This window comes from Rhodovarius lipocyclicus, assembly GCF_009900765.1.
In the GTDB taxonomy this organism is placed as follows: domain Bacteria; phylum Pseudomonadota; class Alphaproteobacteria; order Acetobacterales; family Acetobacteraceae; genus Rhodovarius; species Rhodovarius lipocyclicus.
In genome coordinates this window covers 319724-337141 of the sequence record NZ_JAAABL010000002.1, presented here as the reverse complement: position 1 = coordinate 337141, position 17418 = coordinate 319724, and the positions used below count along the sequence as shown (strand labels likewise).

The following is a 17418-nucleotide window of genomic DNA, read 5'->3' as shown; positions in this document are numbered from 1 at the left end:
GATCACCGCCTCATGCCCCCCATTCGTCCAGGGCACTGAAGCCCGAGCGTTTCTCACCCGGCTTGCGCAGGCTGGCGCGGCGGATCAGCGAATCGGTCAGGATGGCCATGTCCTCAGCGGCGCCGCGGGCGCCATCGGTCAGCAGGCGCTTGCTGGCCAGTGCCTCCATCACCTGGGCGTCGCGCGCCACCACGCCCAGCAGTCGGTGACCCAGCGAGCGGGTGGCCAGGTCCAGCACCGCCTCCGGCAGGGCGGCGCCGCGCTCGAACTGGTTGATGACCACCATGGATTTCTCGGCGAGGCGCTGGATCATGCTGCCGCGCCCCATGAACCGGCCGGAAACGATCTGCGGTATCAGGCTGGCACTGCCGCCATCAGCCAGCAGCACCACCAGCATGTGGTCGATCAACGGGTACAACGCCACCAGCGCGGCGCTGGGGCCAGGCGGGCTGTCCACCAGCACCAGCAGGTCGGGGTCGCGCAGCATATCGCGGACAGGCTCCGCCAGCAGGCTCGGGTCCTGCGCCAGGGCGGTGGCGATATCCAGCACCTCCGCCGGATCGGCCGCGCCGTGTGGCAGCAACTGCACGCCGAATTCCGTATGGCGCAGGCTCTGCCGCCAGTTGGGTCGTTCCGTGATATGGGCCAGAAACCCTGCCTCATCACGGATCGAAATGCCCAGATGGACGCGCAGGGCATTCTGCGGGTCCAGGTCGATGGCCAGCACGCGATAGCCCTTTGCCGCCAGCAGGGCCGCCAGATGCGCGGTCAGAGTGGTCTTGCCACCCCCCCCTTTGGGAGAGGCCACGGCGATCAAGGGCATGCGGGACTTATCCGTTCTGGTTGCGGCGGATCTCGGCCGACACTTCGGCCAGCAGCGCGAAATTGGGGGCGGGGCGGGGCCTGGCTACCTCCCGCACCGGGACCGGGGCAGGCTGCGGGTAGGGAAGTTCAGGGATGGTCAGCACGGCGGGGGGTGTGACCAGCAATGGCGCCGCTGGCTCAGACAGAGGCAGCGGCGGTTCTGGCGGCGCCGGCACTGGTGCGCCCTGGGCCTCCATCACCAGGACCGGCGAAGCTTCCGGTTCGATCGGCAATTCCGGTTCGGCCACAGGCTCCGCTTCGGGTTCCGGTAGCTCCGGCGCCTCGAAACTGACAGGCGGGAACGCCATGTACCGGAAGCCCTGCAAAGCGCAGGCGGCAGCCACATTGGCGATCTCGCGCTGCATACCGCCCTGCTGCCTCCTGTTTGCAACTGCCCAACTTGATTAATGCACCGGAAACCACACGCTTAGGAAGCCGGTTTCCAGGATCAGCCTAGCCTTTACGCACCTTCCGAAAGGTTTATGCTGCACTGCAATAAAATTCCCCTTGCGTGACATCCGCGTTGCAGCCATATGGAAGCCTTAGGGCAGGAAACCTGTCGTGTCGCCGAAATGGCCCCACGCAGCTTCCCGCCCGAGTCTTGGGAGTGAATGCCGCACGGGCCGTTTCTGAAAAGGGGCTCGTATGCGCCGTCGTCTGTTTCTGGCCGGTTCAGCCTTGCTGGCCGCCCCGGCCCTGCTGTCCGCCCGCCCTGCCCGCGCCAGTGTCTCGGCGCCGGAGCCGGTGGATGTGGAACTGGTCCTGGCCGTGGATGTCTCCCGCTCCGTCGATGCGGAGGAGCAGGAGATGCAGTTCAACGGCTATGCCGCCGCCTTCCGCGACGCGCGCATGATCGAGGCCTTCACCGGCGGCCCGGTGGGTTCCATCGCCTGCACCTTCTTTACATGGAGCGACTGGAACATCCAGGAACATCTGGTGCCCTGGATGCGCCTGTCCTCCGCTGCGGATTGCGAGCGTTTCGCCCAGGCGATCGACGCTGCCCCGCGCCGCACGCATCTCTATACCTCGATCTCCGGCGCGATCGACTTCGCCGCCAACCTGTTCGGCGATGGCTATGAAGGCACGCGGCGGGTGGTGGATATCTCGGGCGACGGGGTGAACAATTCCGGCCGCGATATCAGCCTGGCGCGCGGCGAAGCGCTGGAAAAGGGCATCATCCTGAACGGGCTGGCGGTGCTAGACCGCTCGCCCCCGCCCCCGGGCCTGATGCAGATGCAACCGCTGGACGAATACTACCAGGAGCGCGTGATCGGCGGCCCTGGCGCCTTCGTCATGGTGGCCGAGGGTTTCGAGGCCTTCGAACCGGCCGTGCGGCGCAAGATCATCCGCGAAGTGGCGGACCGGCAGGGGCCGGTCCGGGAATACGCCCTGGGCTGAACGGGCCCGCGCCTGACGCGGGCCGGTGCCTCACGGGAAGGCGATATCCGTCAGGCTGCAGGTGTTCACCTGACGGCGTTCCTGCGCCTGGCCATTGGACCACACGATGCGGATATCGTTCACGCACTGGCCGGCGGGCAACTGCACCAGAAAGGCATTGCCCACGGGCAGCACGTTCTCGCCCAGAAGGTCGCGGCCCCAGTTGGGGTCGGCCGAGGACGATACATAGATTTCGTTGATGGGCATGGCGCCGCGGTTGTTCACCCGGAAATCCGGATTATCGGACTGCGCGGCGGCGGGCAGGGCAAAGCCGGCGACAGCCAGGCCAGCCAGGATGGAACGACGGATCATCTGAGACATCCTTTTGTGGGAGATGATGGGCCGATTGGTAACGTGCTTCCGGCCGGGCGGCATCGCCCGATCGCGTGAGAGTGGCCCGGAAACCAGGCCACCCCGATAGCTCTACTGGAACGTCACATCCGTCAGTTCGCAGGTGTTCACCTGCCGGCGCTCCTGCGAGCGGCCATTGTCGAACACCACGCGGATGTCGTTCACGCACTGGCCGGCGGGCAGCACCACCATAAAGGACTGGCCCGAGGGCAGGACATTCTGGCCCAGGCGGTCACGCCCCCAATTGGCGTTGGCGGAGGACGAGACATAGAGCTCGTTGATCGTCGTGCCCGTGCGGTTGACCAACCGGAAGTCAGGGTTGTTGGACTGCGCGACGGCGGGCAAGGCGAAAACGGCTGTGGCCAGGACGGCCATGGCAAAGCGACGAATCATGGGAGTGACATCCTCCAGCTTGTGGGGACGGGCTAGGCTAGTCCGCCTGACACTTGGTTGCCGTCCAATCGTGGCGGCACCGTGTCACTACGGTGCCGCCATGCGGCCGGATGCGGGAAATGTCTGCCATCCCATCGATCAACACATGAAATTACGTCAATCGCATTCCTGGAAATCATTACGCCCGCAGCGCAACATGTTCTTCATGCCGCGGGTGCTTCTTCCAGAAAGACTTGCACGGCCTGGTAGAGCGCGCCGCGGCTGCGTTCCATCCACATGCCATGCGTGCCCTCGCCCAGCATCACCAACCGCTTGCCGGGGCTCGCGGTCAGCAAGGGAAACAGGGTCTGCGCCATGTAGGGGGGCGTATCCTGATCCCACTCGCCCAGCACCAGCAAGGTGGGCGCGGTGATCTTCGCGGGGTCGTAGAAGGCGCGGCCGGCGGCCCAGAATTCCCGGCCATCCGCCACGCTGCCATTGGGCGCGCGCAGGGCCGGCGGGTTGCGGCGCAGGCCTTCCGGGTCAGTGGCCCAGGTCACCCCGGCCCAATGCTCGAACCAGCCGGGCGGCACCAGATTGGCGCGCGCTGCCTCCGGCACGCCGGCGCCACGCCGCTCCCGCGCGGATTGCTGCGTCACCCAGCGATAGGCGCCAAGCTGCCCGCCCGGGTCCGCCAGGGAAGCGCTCTGCCGCAGCCAGACCGGGGCATACAGCGTCAGCCGCTCGATCACGGCCGGGTTCTCGGCCGCGAATCGGCCCATCAGCGCCGTGCCCCAGGAATAGCCCAGGTGCTGCAGCTTCTGGATCGAACGCTTTTCCCGGATGAAGCGGCTAGCGATGGCGATGTCGGCCACCGCCTGCTCACCGCGCACCAGCGGCGGATTCGCCTCCGGCGGCTGCGACATTTCCGGCGGGCGGCTGGACCGGCCATAGCCACGCAGGTCCAGGATCCAGACATCGAACCCCCGGCCCGCGATGTAGTCCATCCAGGACAGGCCACCGAGTGGCAGGTCGAAGGCGGTGCTGGCCGGATAGGTCGCCCCATGCACCATCAGCAGGGTGCGGCCCGGGGTGAAGGTGGTCTGCGCCTCAGAGCGTTTGTTGCGCAGGAACAGTTCAATGCCGGCATCGCCGGTCGGCACCATGAATTCCTCGGTGACGATCCGGGGCGCCTGGGCTTGCGCTGACCGGCCCGTCAGGGCGGCCATGGCTGGCAACAGCGCGGGTGCGGCAAGGATGGCACGGCGATCCATAGGCTTGTGTCTCCCTCGACGAGGCGCACACGCTACCCCAGCGCGCGCCGCTGCATAGCCCACCCCTCACGCATCATCGGCCATTCGCACATGGCGTTTGCATGACTGGGGGTAAGCTCCCTACATTTGTGCCATGCACACGCCCCGGCTTCGGGCCGACGCGGGGCCCTTCATGGCATCCCCCGCCGGCACCGCTCTCGATAACCGCAGCACCCTGATCCTGCGGGAACTGGTGGAACTTTACGTCCAGACCGGAGAACCGGTGGGCAGCCGCACGCTGTCGCGCCGGCTGCCGCTCGGGCTTTCCCCCGCCTCCATCCGCAATGTCATGAGCGATCTGGAGGAGGCGGGGCTGATCTATGCCCCCCACACTTCCGCCGGGCGACTGCCGACGGAGCGCGGTCTGCGGCTGTTCGTCGATGGCCTGCTGGAATTCGGCGACCTGACGGAGTTGGAGCGCGAGGCCATCTCCGCCCGCTGCGCCGCCCATGGCCGATCCCTGCAGGACACGCTGGCGGAAGCGAGCCAGATGCTCTCCGGCCTGGCGGGGGCGGCGGGCATGGTGGTGGCACCGAAATCCGACGCCGCCGTGCGCCATGTGGAGTTCGTGCCGCTGGGCCCCGGCCGGGCGCTGGTGGTGCTGGTCGGCGCCGACGGGCAGGTGGAAAACCGCGTCATCGAGACACCGCCCGGCCTGCCACCTTCAGCCCTGGTGCAGGCCGGCAATTATCTGAATGCCCGCCTGACCGGCCACACGCTGGACCAGCTGCGCAGCCTGGTGGGCGAGGAGATCTCGGCCAACCGCACCGCCCTGGACGCCCTGACCAATCAGGTGGTCGAGGCTGGCCTGGGCACACTGGCGGGCGGCAGCGGCAAGGGAAGCGGCAGCCTGATCCTGCGGGGCCAAGCCAGGCTGCTCGAAAATCTGGACCACATCGCCCGAATCCAGGAAATCCAGACCCTGTTCGAGCGGCTGGAAGCCCAGGAAGCCACGCTGCGCCTGCTGGAAATGGCCCAGCGCGGTGAGGGCGTGCAGATCTTCATCGGGGCGGAGAATGCCTTGTTCAGCTCCGCCGGCCTGTCCATGGTGGTGGCGCCGATCCTGGGCGGGCCCGGCAGCGGCCCAGGCGGCAGGCCGGAGAAGGTGCTGGGCGCGATCGGGGTGATCGGGCCGACACGCATCAATTACGGCCGGGTGATTCCCGTCGTGGACTATACGGCGCGGGTGCTGTCAGGCCTGCTGGGGTAGCGGATCGAGGAAGCGCTGCACCTCGATCACATGGCCTGCCGGGTCGCACAGAAAGAAGTGCTCGATCCGGTAAGCCTCGGATATCTCGGGCTGGGAGGCGCCATGGGCCGCCAGGCGCGCATGCCACGCGGCCACATCCGACACCAGAAGGGTCAGCATCACGGAACCCTCCTGGCGTTCCATGGGCGCCAGGCGCGGTGCGCGCGCTTCGCATAGCCCCAGATACCCGCCGCCCGGCAAGGCGTAGATGCGAACACGCCCCTGGTCGCGGACGACTTCCAGGCCCAGCACCGCCTCGTAGAAGTCCCAGCAAGGCTCCGGCTTCTCGGCGTAGAGGAAGGTGATGTGACTGGTCATGATGGGCACGGTCATTGCAGTTGATGTCATGGGAAAGCTTCCCGACGCGCAAGCCCTTGCGTTAGGCTGAGAAACAGAAGCCATCACGCAAAAGGTCCACCATGCCGAGCGACACCCCACCTTCCTCCCGCCTCGCGATCGCGGAACCCGCCTGGTTGAAGGAATTCAAGGCCTTCATCCTGCGCGGCAATGTCATCGACCTCGCCGTGGGTATCGTGATCGGCGCGGCCTTCACCGCCATCGTCTCCTCGGCGGTGGAAGACCTGCTGAACCCGCTCATCGGCCTGCTGATCGGTGGAATCGACTTTTCCAACGTCTTCGTCGTGCTGTCCGGTGAGCGCCAGCCCAGCCTGGAACTGACCCGCCAGGGCGGCGCCGCCGTGCTGGCCGTGGGCAAGTTCATCAACGCGATCATCAAGTTCCTGATCGTGGGCTTCGCGGTGTTCTGGATGATCAAGGCGCTGACGGCGCTGAAGGTCCGGGAAGACGCGAAACCCGCCAAGACCACCAAGAGCGAGGCGCTGCTGGAGGAAATCCGGGACCTGCTGAAGACGAAAGCCTGAGGCGCCGTTATCCGGCGGGCGAAGGCGCCCGCCGGGCCCAGAAGGCCACCGCCACCATGCCGAGCCCGGCCAGGGCGAAGGCAACGCGATACCCCGCCGCTGCCATGACGCTGGCGAAGACCAGCGCCCCCACCGTCTGCCCCAGGAACAGGGACATGGCGAAGGCCGCCATGCTGGTGGCGCGCGACTCGGGCAGTGCTTCCGTACCGCGGGCCTGCAGCACGCCGTGGAAGGAATAGAACAGGAAGCCCGACGCCATCTCCGCCACCAGGATCACGCCCCAGTGCGGCGCGGCGGCCGTGACGAACAGGCACAGCGCAAGCCCCAGCCCGCCGGTCAGCAGCAGCCCGGATTCGCCCAGCCGCCCCACCAGCCGCCGCGCCATGCGCGAATAGGTCAGCGCCCCCAGGCCGAAGCTGGCCACGATCAGCCCCGCCAAGCCGGCCGAAAGCCCGAAATCCTCAATGAGGAAGGAGGGAATGAAAGGAAAGGCGCCCCCCATCAGCAGCGCGCCATCCAGCGCCGCGGCCAGCATCAAACGCCGGGCGGAGGGGCTGCGCAGCAGCTGCGCATAGCCCGCGAAGCCGCCGGGGCCGCCCTTGCTCATCGGCTGCCACATGGCCCGGCCCAGCAGCGCCATCAGCACCAGCCCGATCGCCGCCGTGAAGCACCCGAAGGTGATGAAGGTGCCGCGCCAGCCGAAATTCTCACCGATCAACCCGGAGAGCGGGCCACCCAGCAGCTGGGCCATCACATTGCCCATCAGGAACTGGCCCAGCACCGCCTGGCGCTCCTGATACGGCACCGTGTCACCGATATGGGCCATCAGCATGGGGATGACGGCACCGGAAGCCAGCCCCGCCGCCATGCGCATCCACACCAGCTCGTCGAGGCCGGTGGCGAATTCGCCCAGGATCGACACGATGCCGAAACTGACCAGCGATAGCGCCGCCAGCCGCAGCTTGCCGAAGCGGTCGCCGATCAGCCCGGTGCCAAGCTGGCTGCCGCCATAGGTCAACTGGAAGGCCGCGATCAGGATCGCCGCCTGAGACGTGGGAACGCGAAAATCCCCCGCGATCATGGGCAACAGCGGGTCCACCATCCGCATCCCGATGCCCGAGGCGAAGCCCGCCAGGGCAATGAGCCAGATATTGACCCGGGGCGCCGTGCTCACGCGCGCCGTTCGCGTTCGGAAGCGGTCTTCAACTGCCCGCAGGCGGCCAGGATGTCCCGCCCGCGCGGCCGGCGCACGGGGCTGGAAATGCCCGCGGCCAGCAGGATCTCGGAAAATTCGCGGATCGTTTCGGGCTTGCTGGTCTGATAGTCGTTGCCCGGCCAGGGGTTGAACGGGATCAGGTTCACCTTGGCCGGGATATCCTTCAGCAACCGCGCCAGTTCCCGAGCCTCGGCCGCGCTGTCATTCACGCCGCGCAGCATGACGTATTCGAAAGTGATGCGCCGCGCATTGGAGACACCCGGATAGCGCCGGCAGGCCGCCAGCAGCTCCTCGATCGGGTATTTGCGGTTCAGCGGCACCAGCACATCCCGCAGGTCGTTGCGCACCGCATGCAGGGACACCGCCAGGTTCACGCCCAGCTCCTGACCGCAGATGTCCATCACCGGCACGACGCCCGAGGTGGACAGCGTGATCCGCCGACGCGACAGGGCGATGCCCTCATGGTCCATCACGATGGTCAGCGCCTTGCGCACGGCCTCGTAATTGTACAGCGGCTCACCCATGCCCATCACGACGATGTTGGACAGGCGCCGGCCGTCATCATCCTCGCCGCCGCCCTTGGGGGTGGGCCATTCGCCATAGCTGTCCCGCGCGGCCATGAACTGGCCGACGATCTCGGCGGCGCCCAGGTTGCGCACCAGCTTCTGGGTGCCTGTGTGACAGAAGGAGCAGGACAGCGTGCAGCCCACCTGGGTGGAGATGCAGACCGATCCGCGATCGTCCTCGGGGATATAGACCGTCTCGACCTGCTGGGCGTCGCGGAAGCGAAACAGCCACTTCCGGGTGCCGTCATTGCTGGTCTGTTCGGTGCCGATTTCGGGGCGGCCGATCACGAAGCGCTCCGCCAGCTTCTGCTGGAAGGGCTTGGCAATGGTGGACATGCGGGAGAAATCCCGCTCACCCTGATGATAGATCCAGTGCCAGAGCTGCTTGGCGCGGAAGGGCTTCTCGCCCATCGCCACCATTTCCGCCGCCAGTTCCTCACGCGACAGGCCCACCAGATCGGTACGGCCATCCGGCAGCTTCGCCTCGGGCGGCGCGAACAGGGCGGATTTGGCCAGGATGCGGCCGCGCTCCTCCTCGTTCAGCAAGGCCTCTGGTGAGAGCGGGCGCGGTGCCGTGGGAAAGGCCTTGTGGCCCTGGGGGTGGGGCGCCGTGCCGCTCATCGCCGCGCGGGTGCCGCCGGGGCTGGGGCGGGTGCCGCCGCCGCCGGGCATTCGCGGCTGATGGCATCATAGGCCGCGGCGAAACCGGCCAGCGGGAAGATGTCCTGTGCCTGGCCACGCCCATTCGGCCCCGGCGAGCGCAGCATCGCCTCCCGGCCACCGCGCATGGCGCCCACGGCGGCCCGGCCATCGCGCAGGAAGGCGCTGTCGCGGCTGGTGTAGGCGGGCAGGTCGGTCTGGGCGATGATCAGTCGCGCTTCGGCGCCGCGCCCATGCGTGAAGCCGTTGCGCACCGCCACCTGGTCACGCCCTTGCGGGCGATGGGTGACCATCAGGGTCACATTCTGGGTGGTGCGGCCCGGCACGCCTTCCGCCCGCGTGGCGCGGGTGAAGGCGAAACAGATCTTCTGGCCATTCTCGGTATGGGTCGCGGCTGTCCAGCCCTGGTAGGTGCCCAGGGCACGCGGGCCCTGCGGGGCACGGTTCTGTGCCCAGGCAGGCAAGACAGCCGCCGGCACCACGGCCAAGGCAGCCAGCATCGTCACGGCAGGGATCAGGAAACGCATCCCCCGATGGATACGCCAGCCGGGGCCATCAGACCAGATGCGACATCTGCGTTCCTGCATCCCGGCCTGGGCAGGAGAAGCCCCTCTCCCCTCACCGAACGGTTATGGCAGCCGATCGCCCTTTGCCGCGCCCTGTCCTTCACCCCATGATATCCATGGCGCAGCATAGGCGAGGGTCCGGATCCATGTTCCATGACGTGCGGCTGGTCGTCTGGGACCTCGACGAGACGTTCTGGGACGGCACCCTGACCGAGGGTGGCATCGCCTACAGGCAGGATCATCACGACCTGGTGGTCGCGCTGGCCGAGCGTGGCATCATGAGTTCCATCTGCTCGAAGAACGACCTGGCCCCGGTGCGGGACATCCTGTCGGCACGCGGGCTGTGGGACTACTTCATCTTCCCGAGCGTGGACTGGCGGCCCAAGGGCGAGCGCGTGGCCGAGATCATCGAGGCGGTGCAGTTGCGGCCGGCGAGTGTGCTGTTCGTGGACGACCACCCCGGCAACCGCGCCCAGGTGGCTGATGCGGTGCCCGGCATCCAGCTGGCCGACGAGTCGATGATCGCGGCGTTCCTCGATCACCCGGCCTTCCGTGGCAAGGACGACAGCGCGCTGACCCGGCTGCGACAATACAAGCTGCTGGAACAGAAGCAGCAGGAGATGCGGGCCGCCGGCGGCAGCAGCCAGGATTTCCTGCGCCAGAGCCGCATATGCGTTTCCATCCTGCATGATTTCGAACCGCACATCGACCGCGCGGTGGAACTGATCAACCGCACCAACCAGCTCAACTTCACCAAGGAACGCCTGCCCGACGACCGCGACGCCGCGCGGGCCGCACTGCGCGAGCAGGCCGGGCGCTATTACGCCCGCGCCGGGCTGATCTCGGTTCAGGACCGCTACGGCGATTACGGGATCGTGGGCTTCTTCATGCTGGAGGGGCTGGTCACCTGGGGCCAGCCCCGGCTGCGCCATTTCTGCTTTTCCTGCCGCATCCTCGGCATGGGGGTGGAGCAATGGATCTATGAGTTGCTGGGCCGGCCGCAATTGCATGTCGTGGGCGAGGTGCTGTCAGACCCGCGCGACGCGGTGGACTGGATCAACGTGCCGGGCACGGAGGAAGGTTCAGAAACCCAGGCCCACCGGTTCGGGGAGGTACGCATCCGCGGCGGCTGCGAGCTTGAGGTGCTGGAGCATTTCTTCCGCGCCGAGGCGGAGCACGTGGCGATGGAGGTCGTGACGCCGGAGGAGGCGCTCTACCTGCACCGCAACCACAGCATGATGCTGAGCTACGCCCTGCGAGGACTGACCGAGGATGAACGGCGCCTGACGCATCAACTGGGGATGGATGACGGGTTCTACCGGACGGCCGCGTTCGATCCTGGCCCGCCGGGCACGTTGATCGTGTATTGCCCGGCGGCCGATGCGGCGCTGGCGGCCTATCGGCACCGCGGCAGCGGCTTCAGCTGCCCGATCGGCATGCGGGACGTGCTACAACCCGGCCACGCCGCCCGCACACCGGAACGGGCGGCCTTGCACCAGGCCATCACCGGCCTGCTGGCGCGCGAGTTCGACCAGATCCCCTTCGGCAGCATCGAGGATTTCCGCCCGCACTACGAAACGATCCTGGCCGCGGTGCCGGAGGATGCATTGCTGGTGGTCATCCTGCCGAACCACCGCTTCAATCTGGGCGACGGGCAGGAAACCGATGTGGGACCGCAGAAGGCGCTCAACGACGCCTTCAGGGCCGCCGGGGCCGGGCGGCCCAATGTCGCCTTCATCGAGTCCGCCGCGCTGATCCGCGACATCGCCGAGGTGAACCGCGACATCTACCTGCATTTCGAGCGCGCGGTGTATCTGCGGCTCTATGAGGCAATCGGCGCATGCCATCAGGCTTGGCTGGCACACCGGGCCGCGGAACGGGTGAGGGAGACCGCACCGCCTCCTGCGCGCCCCGGCAACTCCCTGTTTTCCAAATTCGCCCGACTGCTGGCTGGAGGGGCCTGACAGGCCCCTCCACTATTATTCAGGCCAGCGATGGCTCGGGCCGGCGGATCTGCCAAGCCAGGAAAGCCGTGCCGGCGGCCACACCCCACAGATGCGGGTATGGCAGGCTCAGCGCCGCCTCGAACAGGGCCGGGAACAGCAGCAGCAGGCCCACCAGCGTCAGCCCCGCGCGCTCCCACACAGCCAGGGCGTGGCGCGCGAAACCCTGGGCGGCGGCGGCCAGCGCCGCCAGGCCCGCGGTGGCCAGGAAGATCTGCCAGGCCACATCGGTCCAGCCCATGCTGGCGGTGGGCCGCAGCAGCAGGCCCACGCCCTCCGGGTCGGTCACGAAGATGAAGGGCAAGATGAAGGCCGGCAGCGTGTATTTCCAAGCCATCAGCGTGGTGCGGTACGGCCCGGCACCCGTGATCGCCGCCGCCGCGAAGGGGCTGAGCGCCGTCGGCGGTGAAACTTCACTCAGGACCGCGTAGTAGAAGACGAACATATGCGCCGCGTAGTCCGGCACGCCCAGTTTGATCAGCGCCGGTGCGGCCACCACGGCGCAGATGATGTAGCTGGCCGTCACCGGCACCGCGAGGCCCACCACCCACACGATCAACGCCGTATAGATGGCGGTGACGACCAGCGACCCGCCCGCCGCCTGGATAGCGATGTCGCTGAACTTCAGCCCCAGCCCCGTCAGCGTGATGCAGCCCACGATGATGCCGGCGGAGGCACAGGTGGCCGCGATGCCGATCGACTGGTTGGCGCCATCCGCCAGGGTGCGGATCAGCTTGCGCGGCCACAGCGCGTGTTCCTTGGACAGGAAGGACAGCGCCACCGCCAGCAGCATGGCGTAGAGCACGGACAGCGTGGCGGAATAGCCCCAGGCCATGAAGCCGATGATCGCGATCAGGCTGGTGAAATGGTACCAGCCGCGCCGGAACATCGCGCCCACGCTTTCCACCGCAATGCCCTTGGCGGCATTCGGGTTGCCGCCGCGGGCCGCGATGCGGCGCTGGTCCAGCTCCACCATGAACAGCAGGCCCGCGTAGTAGAGCACGGTGGGCACTACCGCCATCAGCAGCACTTCCAGGTAGCTGATCTTGAGGTATTCCGCGATCAGGAAGGCCGCCGCCCCCATGATGGGCGGCGAGATGATCGCCCCTAGCCCACCCGCTGCCAGCAGCCCGCCCGCGTCATCGGCGCGGTAGCCCACTTGGCGCATCAGCGGCCAGGCGACCGTGCCGATCGTGACCGTGGTGGCCACGCCGGAGCCCGAAGGCCCACCCAGCAGGAAGGCCGACAGCACCACCGTGCGCCCCGCCGAGGACGGCTTGCCGCCCGTCGCCGCGAAGCTGAAATCCACGAAATACTTGCCCGCACCACTGGCCGAGAGGATCGCGCCATAGATGGTGAACAGGATGATCAGCGTCGCCGAGACATCCACCGCCGAGCCGAAGATACCCTCCAGCGTGATCGACAGGTGCGGCACCAGCCGTTCCGCGTCATAGCCCCGATGTGTCCAGGGCGCGGGCAGGTGATTGCCGAAGAAGGCGTAGAGGATGAAGGCGATGGCCACCACCGGCATCACCCAGCCGGTGGCGCGCCGTGCGGCCTCCAGCACCAGGGCAATCAGCAGCCAGCCGACAACGATGTCCATGGGCTCAGGGAAGATCACTCGGTCCTGCAGGTCGTCGCCGCCCGAGATCAGATACCAGGTGACATAGATACCCGCCGCGACCAGTGCCCAATCCCAGGGCATGAAGCGATGACGGAACCGCCGCGCGGCCGGAAACAGCAGGAAACCCAGCACCAGCGTGAAACCCACATGCGCGAAGCGCAGCGTGGTGGTGGGCACGATGTCCCAGGCGGCCCAGAGGTGGAACAGCGACATCGCCACCGCGATGCCCACGGCGGCGTAGCCGAGCCATCCCTTGAAATTGTTGGTGGCCCCCTCCTCGCTCTCGATCAGCTGGGTCAGACGCTCCGCGGTTTCGGCATCGACCGAATTCGGGTCCATGTCGGGCGGTAAGGTGCTGTGGCTACCGGACATATGTGAGCCTTCTTGGATTTCCTCTGCCTCATGTCATGGCGCTTCGGGCAGGATTTGTCACCCGGGCAATCGCCATCATGCATGGAAGACACTATGTGAGCGGCATGGTGGCTGTGCGACGTGGTGTCTTCTTCCTGTTGGTGCTGCTGCTGGCCGTGGGGCTGGTGGCGCTGGTGGCCCGTGCGATGGCGGCTGGCGGCTTCACCGTCTGGGAATGGCTGACGCTGCTGGCCTTCGCCGGCACCGCGCCCTGGACGGCCCTGTGCGGTGCCAATGCGATGATCGGACTGGCCCTGTTGCTGGGGTCCCGCGACGCGCCCCGGGCCGTGCTGCCCGCGCTGGCCCGGGTGCGCCCTGACCTGCCCGCCGGCCACACCGTCATAGCCGTCTGCATCCGCAACGAGGACATGGCCGAAGTGTTGCCCCCCCTGCGCCGGCTGATCTGCGGGCTGGCCGAGGCCAAGGCGGAAGCGCTTTTCACCCTATGGTTCCTGTCGGACACCCAGGACATGGCCGCCGCCATCGCCGAGGAAGCCGCCATCCGCACCATCCCAGGCGCGCATTACCGCCGTCGGGCCCGGAATACCGGCTTCAAGGCCGGCAATGTGATGGACTTCCTGGACCGCGATGCGGGCGAAGCGGAGTTCATGCTGTGCCTGGACGCGGACAGCGAAATGACCGCCAGCGCAGTGCTGCGGCTGGTGGCCGTCATGGAGGCCGATCCGAAGCTGGCCATTGTGCAGCAGTTGATCGTGGGCCGGCCGGCCAGTGCCGCCTTTCCGCGCCTGTTCCAGTTCGGCATGCGGGCGGGCATGCGGGCCTGGGCCACCGGCCAGGCTTGGTGGCAGGCGGAACAAGGTCCCTACTGGGGGCACAACGCCATCATCCGCATCGCCCCATTCCGCCAGCACGCCCGGCTGGAACCGCTGCCCGACGGCAGCCCCATCCTCAGCCATGACCAGGTGGAGGCAACCCGACTGACCCATGCGGGCTGGAAGGTGATGGCCCTGCCGGCCGAGGACGGCAGCATGGAGGGCAACCCGCCCGCCCTGCCGGAATTCATGGCCCGCGACATGCGCTGGGGCGCGGGCAACATGCAGTACTGGGCGCTGCTGAAACTGCCCAAGCTGACCTGGCTGGGTCGCTGGCAACTGGTGCAGGCGATGTTGCTGTTCGCGGGCACGCCCTTGTGGACACTGACGCTGGTCTTCGCCGTGCTGAACGCGGCCACCGGCGGCGGCGCCGGCACCAGCGGCCCGACGCTGTTCGCCGCCATGCTGGCCTGCTGGGCCTGCATCCACGCGCCCAAGCTGTGCGGCTATCTGGAGGTAATGGCCAAACCGGCCCTGGCCGCACGCTATGGCGGGCGGGGGGCTTTTCTGCGCGGTGCCCTGGCCGAGTTGGTGTTCACGACGCTGCTGGACCCCATCAGCACCTTCAACAAGGCCCTGTTCCTGGCGGTGCTGCCCTTCCGCCGGCTGCGCGGCTGGGCGCCGCAGAACCGGGCCGATCGCGGCGTGGGCTGGGGCGATGCGGCGCGGCTGCTGTGGCCGCACACGCTGTTCGGCGCGCTGTGCTTCGCGCTGGTGCCCATAGCGGCCTGGGCGTGGCTGGCGCCCTGGGCGCTCGGGCTGGTCGTGGCCATCCCGTTCTGCGTCGTGACGTCGGCACCGGGGTTTTCCGCTTGGCTCCGGGCGAAACGCGTGGCCGCTACGCCGGAGGAACTTGGCGCGGCCGGTTAGACCGCTTCCGCCAGGCTGGGACACACCCCCGCGATGGTCACCCGCCGCATATCGCGCGGGTATTCCTTGTCCTCGAAGGCCGTCGCGCGGTGCATGGTGCAGCGGTTGTCCCACATCACCAGGTCATGCGTGCTCCAGGCATGCCGGTACACGAATTGCCGCTGGGTCGCATGCTCCTGCAAGTCCCGGATCAGGGCCAGCGCCTCGGGTACCGGCCAGCCCTGGATACGGCCGATATGGGACGCCAGGAACAACGCCCTCCGCCCGCTGCCCGGGTGGCGGCGGACCAGCCGTTGCGGCACTGGCTCGAAGCGGGCCCGTTCCTCGGGGGTGAACTCCCCAAAACCCAGCAGGCCGCGGCTGAAGATCAGCGAATGATCGCAAACCAGGTCTTGCAGCTTCGCCTGCGTGCGGGGCGGCAGCGCATCCCAGGCCGCGCGCATATCGGCGAATTCGGTGTCACCTCCCTCGGGTGGGATCAGCCGAGCATGCAGCAGCGAGTATTTGGAAGGGGTCGCCTTGAAGCTGCTGTCGCTGTGCCACAGCCGGTTGCCCAGGGCGAACATGCGGCGCCGGTCATCGGCGGCCAGCAACCGGCCGTTCTCATCCAGGTTTGAGATGTCGTTCATCTTGCCATGGCCCAGGCGGCGCCTATGCACCTCCACGCTGGCGGTCTCGGCCTCCATCGGGCCGAAATTCTCGCCAAAGGCCACCTGCTGCTCGTCCGTCAGATCCTGAGCGGGAAAGACCAGCACAGCATGGCGGTCCATCTGAGCTTCCACCCAGGCGGACTGAGCGGGGGTCAAGGGATGGCGCAGGTCCAGCCCTTCCACCCGCGCGACGAAATGCGGATGCAAGGGTGTCACACGCAAGGAGTCTGGAGAGCCGATATCGGGCATGGGAACCTCTCTGGCATTTCCTGGCCCGGCCTCTGACGGGCCGGTGCGCAAGCGTGTGCCCGGATCTGCCCCGCCGTCAACACCGCAGCAGCAGCAGCGCCCCCGCGACCGGCTGCCCACGCTCCTGCCGCAAGGTCACCGGCGTCTGGGCGAGCAGGTTCAACCCCGCAGCCTCGGCCAGCCCCAGCACATGGGCGGGGTTGTGGCGATAGCGCATGCCCTCACCCAGGGCGAAGGGCACGGCCTCGCCTGTCTCCAGGCTGAAGGCGATGGTGCCGCCAGGACGCAGGGCCGCGCGCATGGCGGCCAGCACCGGGGCCAGATCGCCCAGATAGTTCAGCACATCGGCGGCCGCGATAATGTCCCAGGCCGCCGGCTTGCGCGGCAGGAAGGCCAGCAGATCCATCTCATGCAGCGCGGCATACAGGTTGCGGGCCCGTGCCGCCTCCAGCATGCGGGGCGAGAGGTCCACCCCCTCCAGCCGGCGGGCGAAGGGCGCCAAGGCCACGCCGGACAGGCCGGTGCCGCAGCCCAGGTCCAGCACATCCAGCACGCCCTCCGCCGGAATGCCGGCGGCCAGCAGGGCCTCGGCCAGCAAGGCGGGGGTGCGGTAGTCCAGCTTGCCTTCCAGCTCCGCATCGAAGCGGGGGGCAAAGGTATCGAACAACTGGCGCACATAGGCGGCGGGGGCGCGATCGGGGGTCTCGGCCTCGCCCAGCGCCGCGAGCAGGAAGCGGGCCTGCTCGGCCATGCCCTTGTCGCGGCCGGACAGTTCCAGGGCGCGGGCCGCGGGGGCGCGGGCGGCGAAGGCATTGCCCGATTCACGCTGGGCATGGGCTAGGGCCAGCCAAGCCTCGGCCATGGCGGGGGCCAGTTGGGTCGCGGTGGTCAGCGGCCCCACCGCATCGGCCGGGCGGCCGGCGGCGGCCAGGGCCTGGCCCAGATTGCGCCAGGTGGTGGCATCGCCGGGCGCCAGGGCCAGGCATTGCTGCATGGCTGTGATGGCCTCCGGCAATTGTCCGGCCTCGGCCAGCGCCGCGCCATGATTGGCCAGCATCAGCGGATGGCCCGGGGCCAGCGCCACCGCCCGGGTGGAGGCCGCAAGGGCCTCCGCCACCGCGCCGCGCGCGCGCAGCGCCACGCTGAGCAGGTTGTGGGCATCAGGGTGGTTCGGGTTCAGCTTCAGGGCCCGGCGATAGAGGCCCTCCGCCTCCTGCACCTTGCCTTGCTTGTGCCGTTGCGCACCGCGCGCCACCAGATCATTCGCCGTGTTCATGCCCGCCGCATGCGCCAGCCGGGCGAG

General features: G+C 67.9%; 17 protein-coding genes. 5 read left to right on the top strand and 12 right to left on the bottom strand.

What is annotated here, in order from left to right; translation table 11 throughout:
• Nucleotides 1–10: 10 nt before the first annotated feature.
• Both GT007_RS04460 and GT007_RS04455 read right to left on the bottom strand, forming a co-directional pair.
• Nucleotides 11–823, bottom strand: coding sequence for a cellulose synthase operon protein YhjQ/BcsQ (locus GT007_RS04460; RefSeq protein ID WP_160120345.1), 813 nt, complete (start codon nucleotides 821–823; stop codon nucleotides 11–13).
• A gap of 7 nt (nucleotides 824–830) precedes the next feature.
• The gene (locus GT007_RS04455) at nucleotides 831–1229 is read right to left on the bottom strand and encodes a hypothetical protein (protein WP_160120344.1); all 399 of its coding nucleotides are present in this window, start codon (nucleotides 1227–1229) and stop codon (nucleotides 831–833) included.
• A gap of 280 nt (nucleotides 1230–1509) precedes the next feature.
• Between GT007_RS04455 and GT007_RS04450 the strand changes: the two genes are divergently transcribed.
• Nucleotides 1510–2262 (top strand): DUF1194 domain-containing protein, encoded by a 753-nt coding sequence (locus GT007_RS04450; RefSeq protein WP_160120343.1) that lies wholly within the window; start codon nucleotides 1510–1512, stop codon nucleotides 2260–2262.
• A gap of 30 nt (nucleotides 2263–2292) precedes the next feature.
• On the opposite strand, the gene GT007_RS04445 is transcribed toward GT007_RS04450, so the two are convergent.
• The 3 genes from GT007_RS04445 to GT007_RS04435 form a co-directional block, all read right to left on the bottom strand.
• Nucleotides 2293–2613: a hypothetical protein gene (locus GT007_RS04445; protein ID WP_160120342.1), complete on the bottom strand. Its 321-nt coding sequence runs from the start codon at nucleotides 2611–2613 to the stop codon at nucleotides 2293–2295.
• 111 nt (nucleotides 2614–2724) lie between these two features.
• Nucleotides 2725–3045 carry a hypothetical protein gene (locus GT007_RS04440; protein WP_160120341.1) on the bottom strand — a complete coding sequence of 107 codons (321 nt, stop codon included), beginning with the start codon at nucleotides 3043–3045 and terminating at the stop codon, nucleotides 2725–2727.
• A gap of 203 nt (nucleotides 3046–3248) precedes the next feature.
• Entirely contained in the window at nucleotides 3249–4298 is a 1050-nt protein-coding gene (locus tag GT007_RS04435; RefSeq protein ID WP_160120340.1) for an alpha/beta hydrolase, read from the bottom strand.
• Between the two features lie 172 nt (nucleotides 4299–4470).
• On the opposite strand from GT007_RS04435, the gene hrcA reads away from it, so the two are divergent.
• Complete coding sequence (gene hrcA, locus GT007_RS04430; protein ID WP_236571502.1) at nucleotides 4471–5547, top strand: heat-inducible transcriptional repressor HrcA; 1077 nt, start codon at nucleotides 4471–4473, stop codon at nucleotides 5545–5547.
• Here the strand turns inward: hrcA and GT007_RS04425 are convergent.
• On the bottom strand, nucleotides 5530–5904 hold the full coding sequence (locus GT007_RS04425) for a VOC family protein (protein ID WP_236571501.1): 375 nt from the start codon (nucleotides 5902–5904) through the stop codon (nucleotides 5530–5532). The two genes, hrcA and GT007_RS04425, sit on opposite strands and share 18 nt — an antisense overlap.
• A gap of 101 nt (nucleotides 5905–6005) precedes the next feature.
• On the opposite strand from GT007_RS04425, the gene mscL reads away from it, so the two are divergent.
• Nucleotides 6006–6467 carry a large conductance mechanosensitive channel protein MscL gene (mscL, locus tag GT007_RS04420; RefSeq protein WP_160120337.1) on the top strand — a complete coding sequence of 154 codons (462 nt, stop codon included), beginning with the start codon at nucleotides 6006–6008 and terminating at the stop codon, nucleotides 6465–6467.
• A 7-nt stretch (nucleotides 6468–6474) separates the two neighbouring features.
• Here the strand turns inward: mscL and GT007_RS04415 are convergent, their stop codons facing one another.
• The 3 genes from GT007_RS04415 to GT007_RS04405 are packed head-to-tail and all read right to left on the bottom strand — an operon-like array spanning nucleotide 6475 to nucleotide 9436.
• Complete coding sequence (locus GT007_RS04415) at nucleotides 6475–7641, bottom strand: MFS transporter (protein ID WP_160120336.1); 1167 nt, start codon at nucleotides 7639–7641, stop codon at nucleotides 6475–6477.
• Nucleotides 7638–8870, bottom strand: a complete 1233-nt coding sequence (gene rlmN / locus GT007_RS04410; protein ID WP_160120509.1) for a 23S rRNA (adenine(2503)-C(2))-methyltransferase RlmN — start codon at nucleotides 8868–8870, stop codon at nucleotides 7638–7640. Before rlmN ends, GT007_RS04415 begins: the two co-directional genes overlap by 4 nt.
• A complete protein-coding gene (locus tag GT007_RS04405) occupies nucleotides 8867–9436 on the bottom strand; it encodes an invasion associated locus B family protein (RefSeq protein ID WP_160120335.1) in 570 nt (189 codons plus the stop codon). The genes rlmN and GT007_RS04405 overlap by 4 nt, the downstream gene beginning before the upstream one ends.
• Before the next feature lie 185 nt (nucleotides 9437–9621).
• Between GT007_RS04405 and GT007_RS04400 the strand changes: the two genes are divergently transcribed.
• Complete coding sequence (locus GT007_RS04400) at nucleotides 9622–11439, top strand: HAD-IIIC family phosphatase (protein ID WP_160120334.1); 1818 nt, start codon at nucleotides 9622–9624, stop codon at nucleotides 11437–11439.
• A gap of 19 nt (nucleotides 11440–11458) precedes the next feature.
• Here GT007_RS04400 and GT007_RS04395 read toward each other — a convergent pair whose 3' ends face one another.
• On the bottom strand, nucleotides 11459–13474 hold the full coding sequence (locus tag GT007_RS04395) for a TRAP transporter permease (RefSeq protein ID WP_160120333.1): 2016 nt from the start codon (nucleotides 13472–13474) through the stop codon (nucleotides 11459–11461).
• 35 nt (nucleotides 13475–13509) lie between these two features.
• Here GT007_RS04395 and mdoH point away from each other — a divergent pair, with 35 nt between their 5' ends.
• Complete coding sequence (gene mdoH / locus GT007_RS04390; protein ID WP_328798931.1) at nucleotides 13510–15216, top strand: glucans biosynthesis glucosyltransferase MdoH; 1707 nt, start codon at nucleotides 13510–13512, stop codon at nucleotides 15214–15216.
• Here mdoH and GT007_RS04385 read toward each other — a convergent pair.
• A complete protein-coding gene (locus GT007_RS04385; RefSeq protein WP_160120331.1) occupies nucleotides 15213–16115 on the bottom strand; it encodes a TauD/TfdA dioxygenase family protein in 903 nt (300 codons plus the stop codon). The two genes, mdoH and GT007_RS04385, sit on opposite strands and share 4 nt — an antisense overlap.
• Nucleotides 16116–16191: 76 nt before the next feature.
• Nucleotides 16192–17391 carry a tetratricopeptide repeat protein gene (locus tag GT007_RS04380; protein ID WP_160120330.1) on the bottom strand — a complete coding sequence of 400 codons (1200 nt, stop codon included), beginning with the start codon at nucleotides 17389–17391 and terminating at the stop codon, nucleotides 16192–16194.
• Nucleotides 17392–17418: the final 27 nt, after the last annotated feature.

Coding starts and splice junctions, on each gene's coding strand:
- GT007_RS04460 (WP_160120345.1), bottom strand. CDS start 823: ATGCCCTTGATCGCCGTGGCCTCTCCCAAAGGGGGGGGTGGCAAGACC.
- GT007_RS04455 (WP_160120344.1), bottom strand. CDS start 1,229: ATGCAGCGCGAGATCGCCAATGTGGCTGCCGCCTGCGCTTTGCAGGGC.
- GT007_RS04450 (WP_160120343.1), top strand. CDS start 1,510: ATGCGCCGTCGTCTGTTTCTGGCCGGTTCAGCCTTGCTGGCCGCCCCG.
- GT007_RS04445 (WP_160120342.1), bottom strand. CDS start 2,613: ATGATCCGTCGTTCCATCCTGGCTGGCCTGGCTGTCGCCGGCTTTGCC.
- GT007_RS04440 (WP_160120341.1), bottom strand. CDS start 3,045: ATGATTCGTCGCTTTGCCATGGCCGTCCTGGCCACAGCCGTTTTCGCC.
- GT007_RS04435 (WP_160120340.1), bottom strand. CDS start 4,298: ATGGATCGCCGTGCCATCCTTGCCGCACCCGCGCTGTTGCCAGCCATG.
- hrcA (WP_236571502.1), top strand. CDS start 4,471: ATGGCATCCCCCGCCGGCACCGCTCTCGATAACCGCAGCACCCTGATC.
- GT007_RS04425 (WP_236571501.1), bottom strand. CDS start 5,904: ATGACCAGTCACATCACCTTCCTCTACGCCGAGAAGCCGGAGCCTTGC.
- mscL (WP_160120337.1), top strand. CDS start 6,006: ATGCCGAGCGACACCCCACCTTCCTCCCGCCTCGCGATCGCGGAACCC.
- rlmN (WP_160120509.1), bottom strand. CDS start 8,870: ATGAGCGGCACGGCGCCCCACCCCCAGGGCCACAAGGCCTTTCCCACG.
- GT007_RS04405 (WP_160120335.1), bottom strand. CDS start 9,436: ATGCGTTTCCTGATCCCTGCCGTGACGATGCTGGCTGCCTTGGCCGTG.
- GT007_RS04400 (WP_160120334.1), top strand. CDS start 9,622: ATGTTCCATGACGTGCGGCTGGTCGTCTGGGACCTCGACGAGACGTTC.
- GT007_RS04395 (WP_160120333.1), bottom strand. CDS start 13,474: ATGTCCGGTAGCCACAGCACCTTACCGCCCGACATGGACCCGAATTCG.
- mdoH (WP_328798931.1), top strand. CDS start 13,510: ATGGCGCTTCGGGCAGGATTTGTCACCCGGGCAATCGCCATCATGCAT.
- GT007_RS04385 (WP_160120331.1), bottom strand. CDS start 16,115: ATGCCCGATATCGGCTCTCCAGACTCCTTGCGTGTGACACCCTTGCAT.
- GT007_RS04380 (WP_160120330.1), bottom strand. CDS start 17,391: ATGAACACGGCGAATGATCTGGTGGCGCGCGGTGCGCAACGGCACAAG.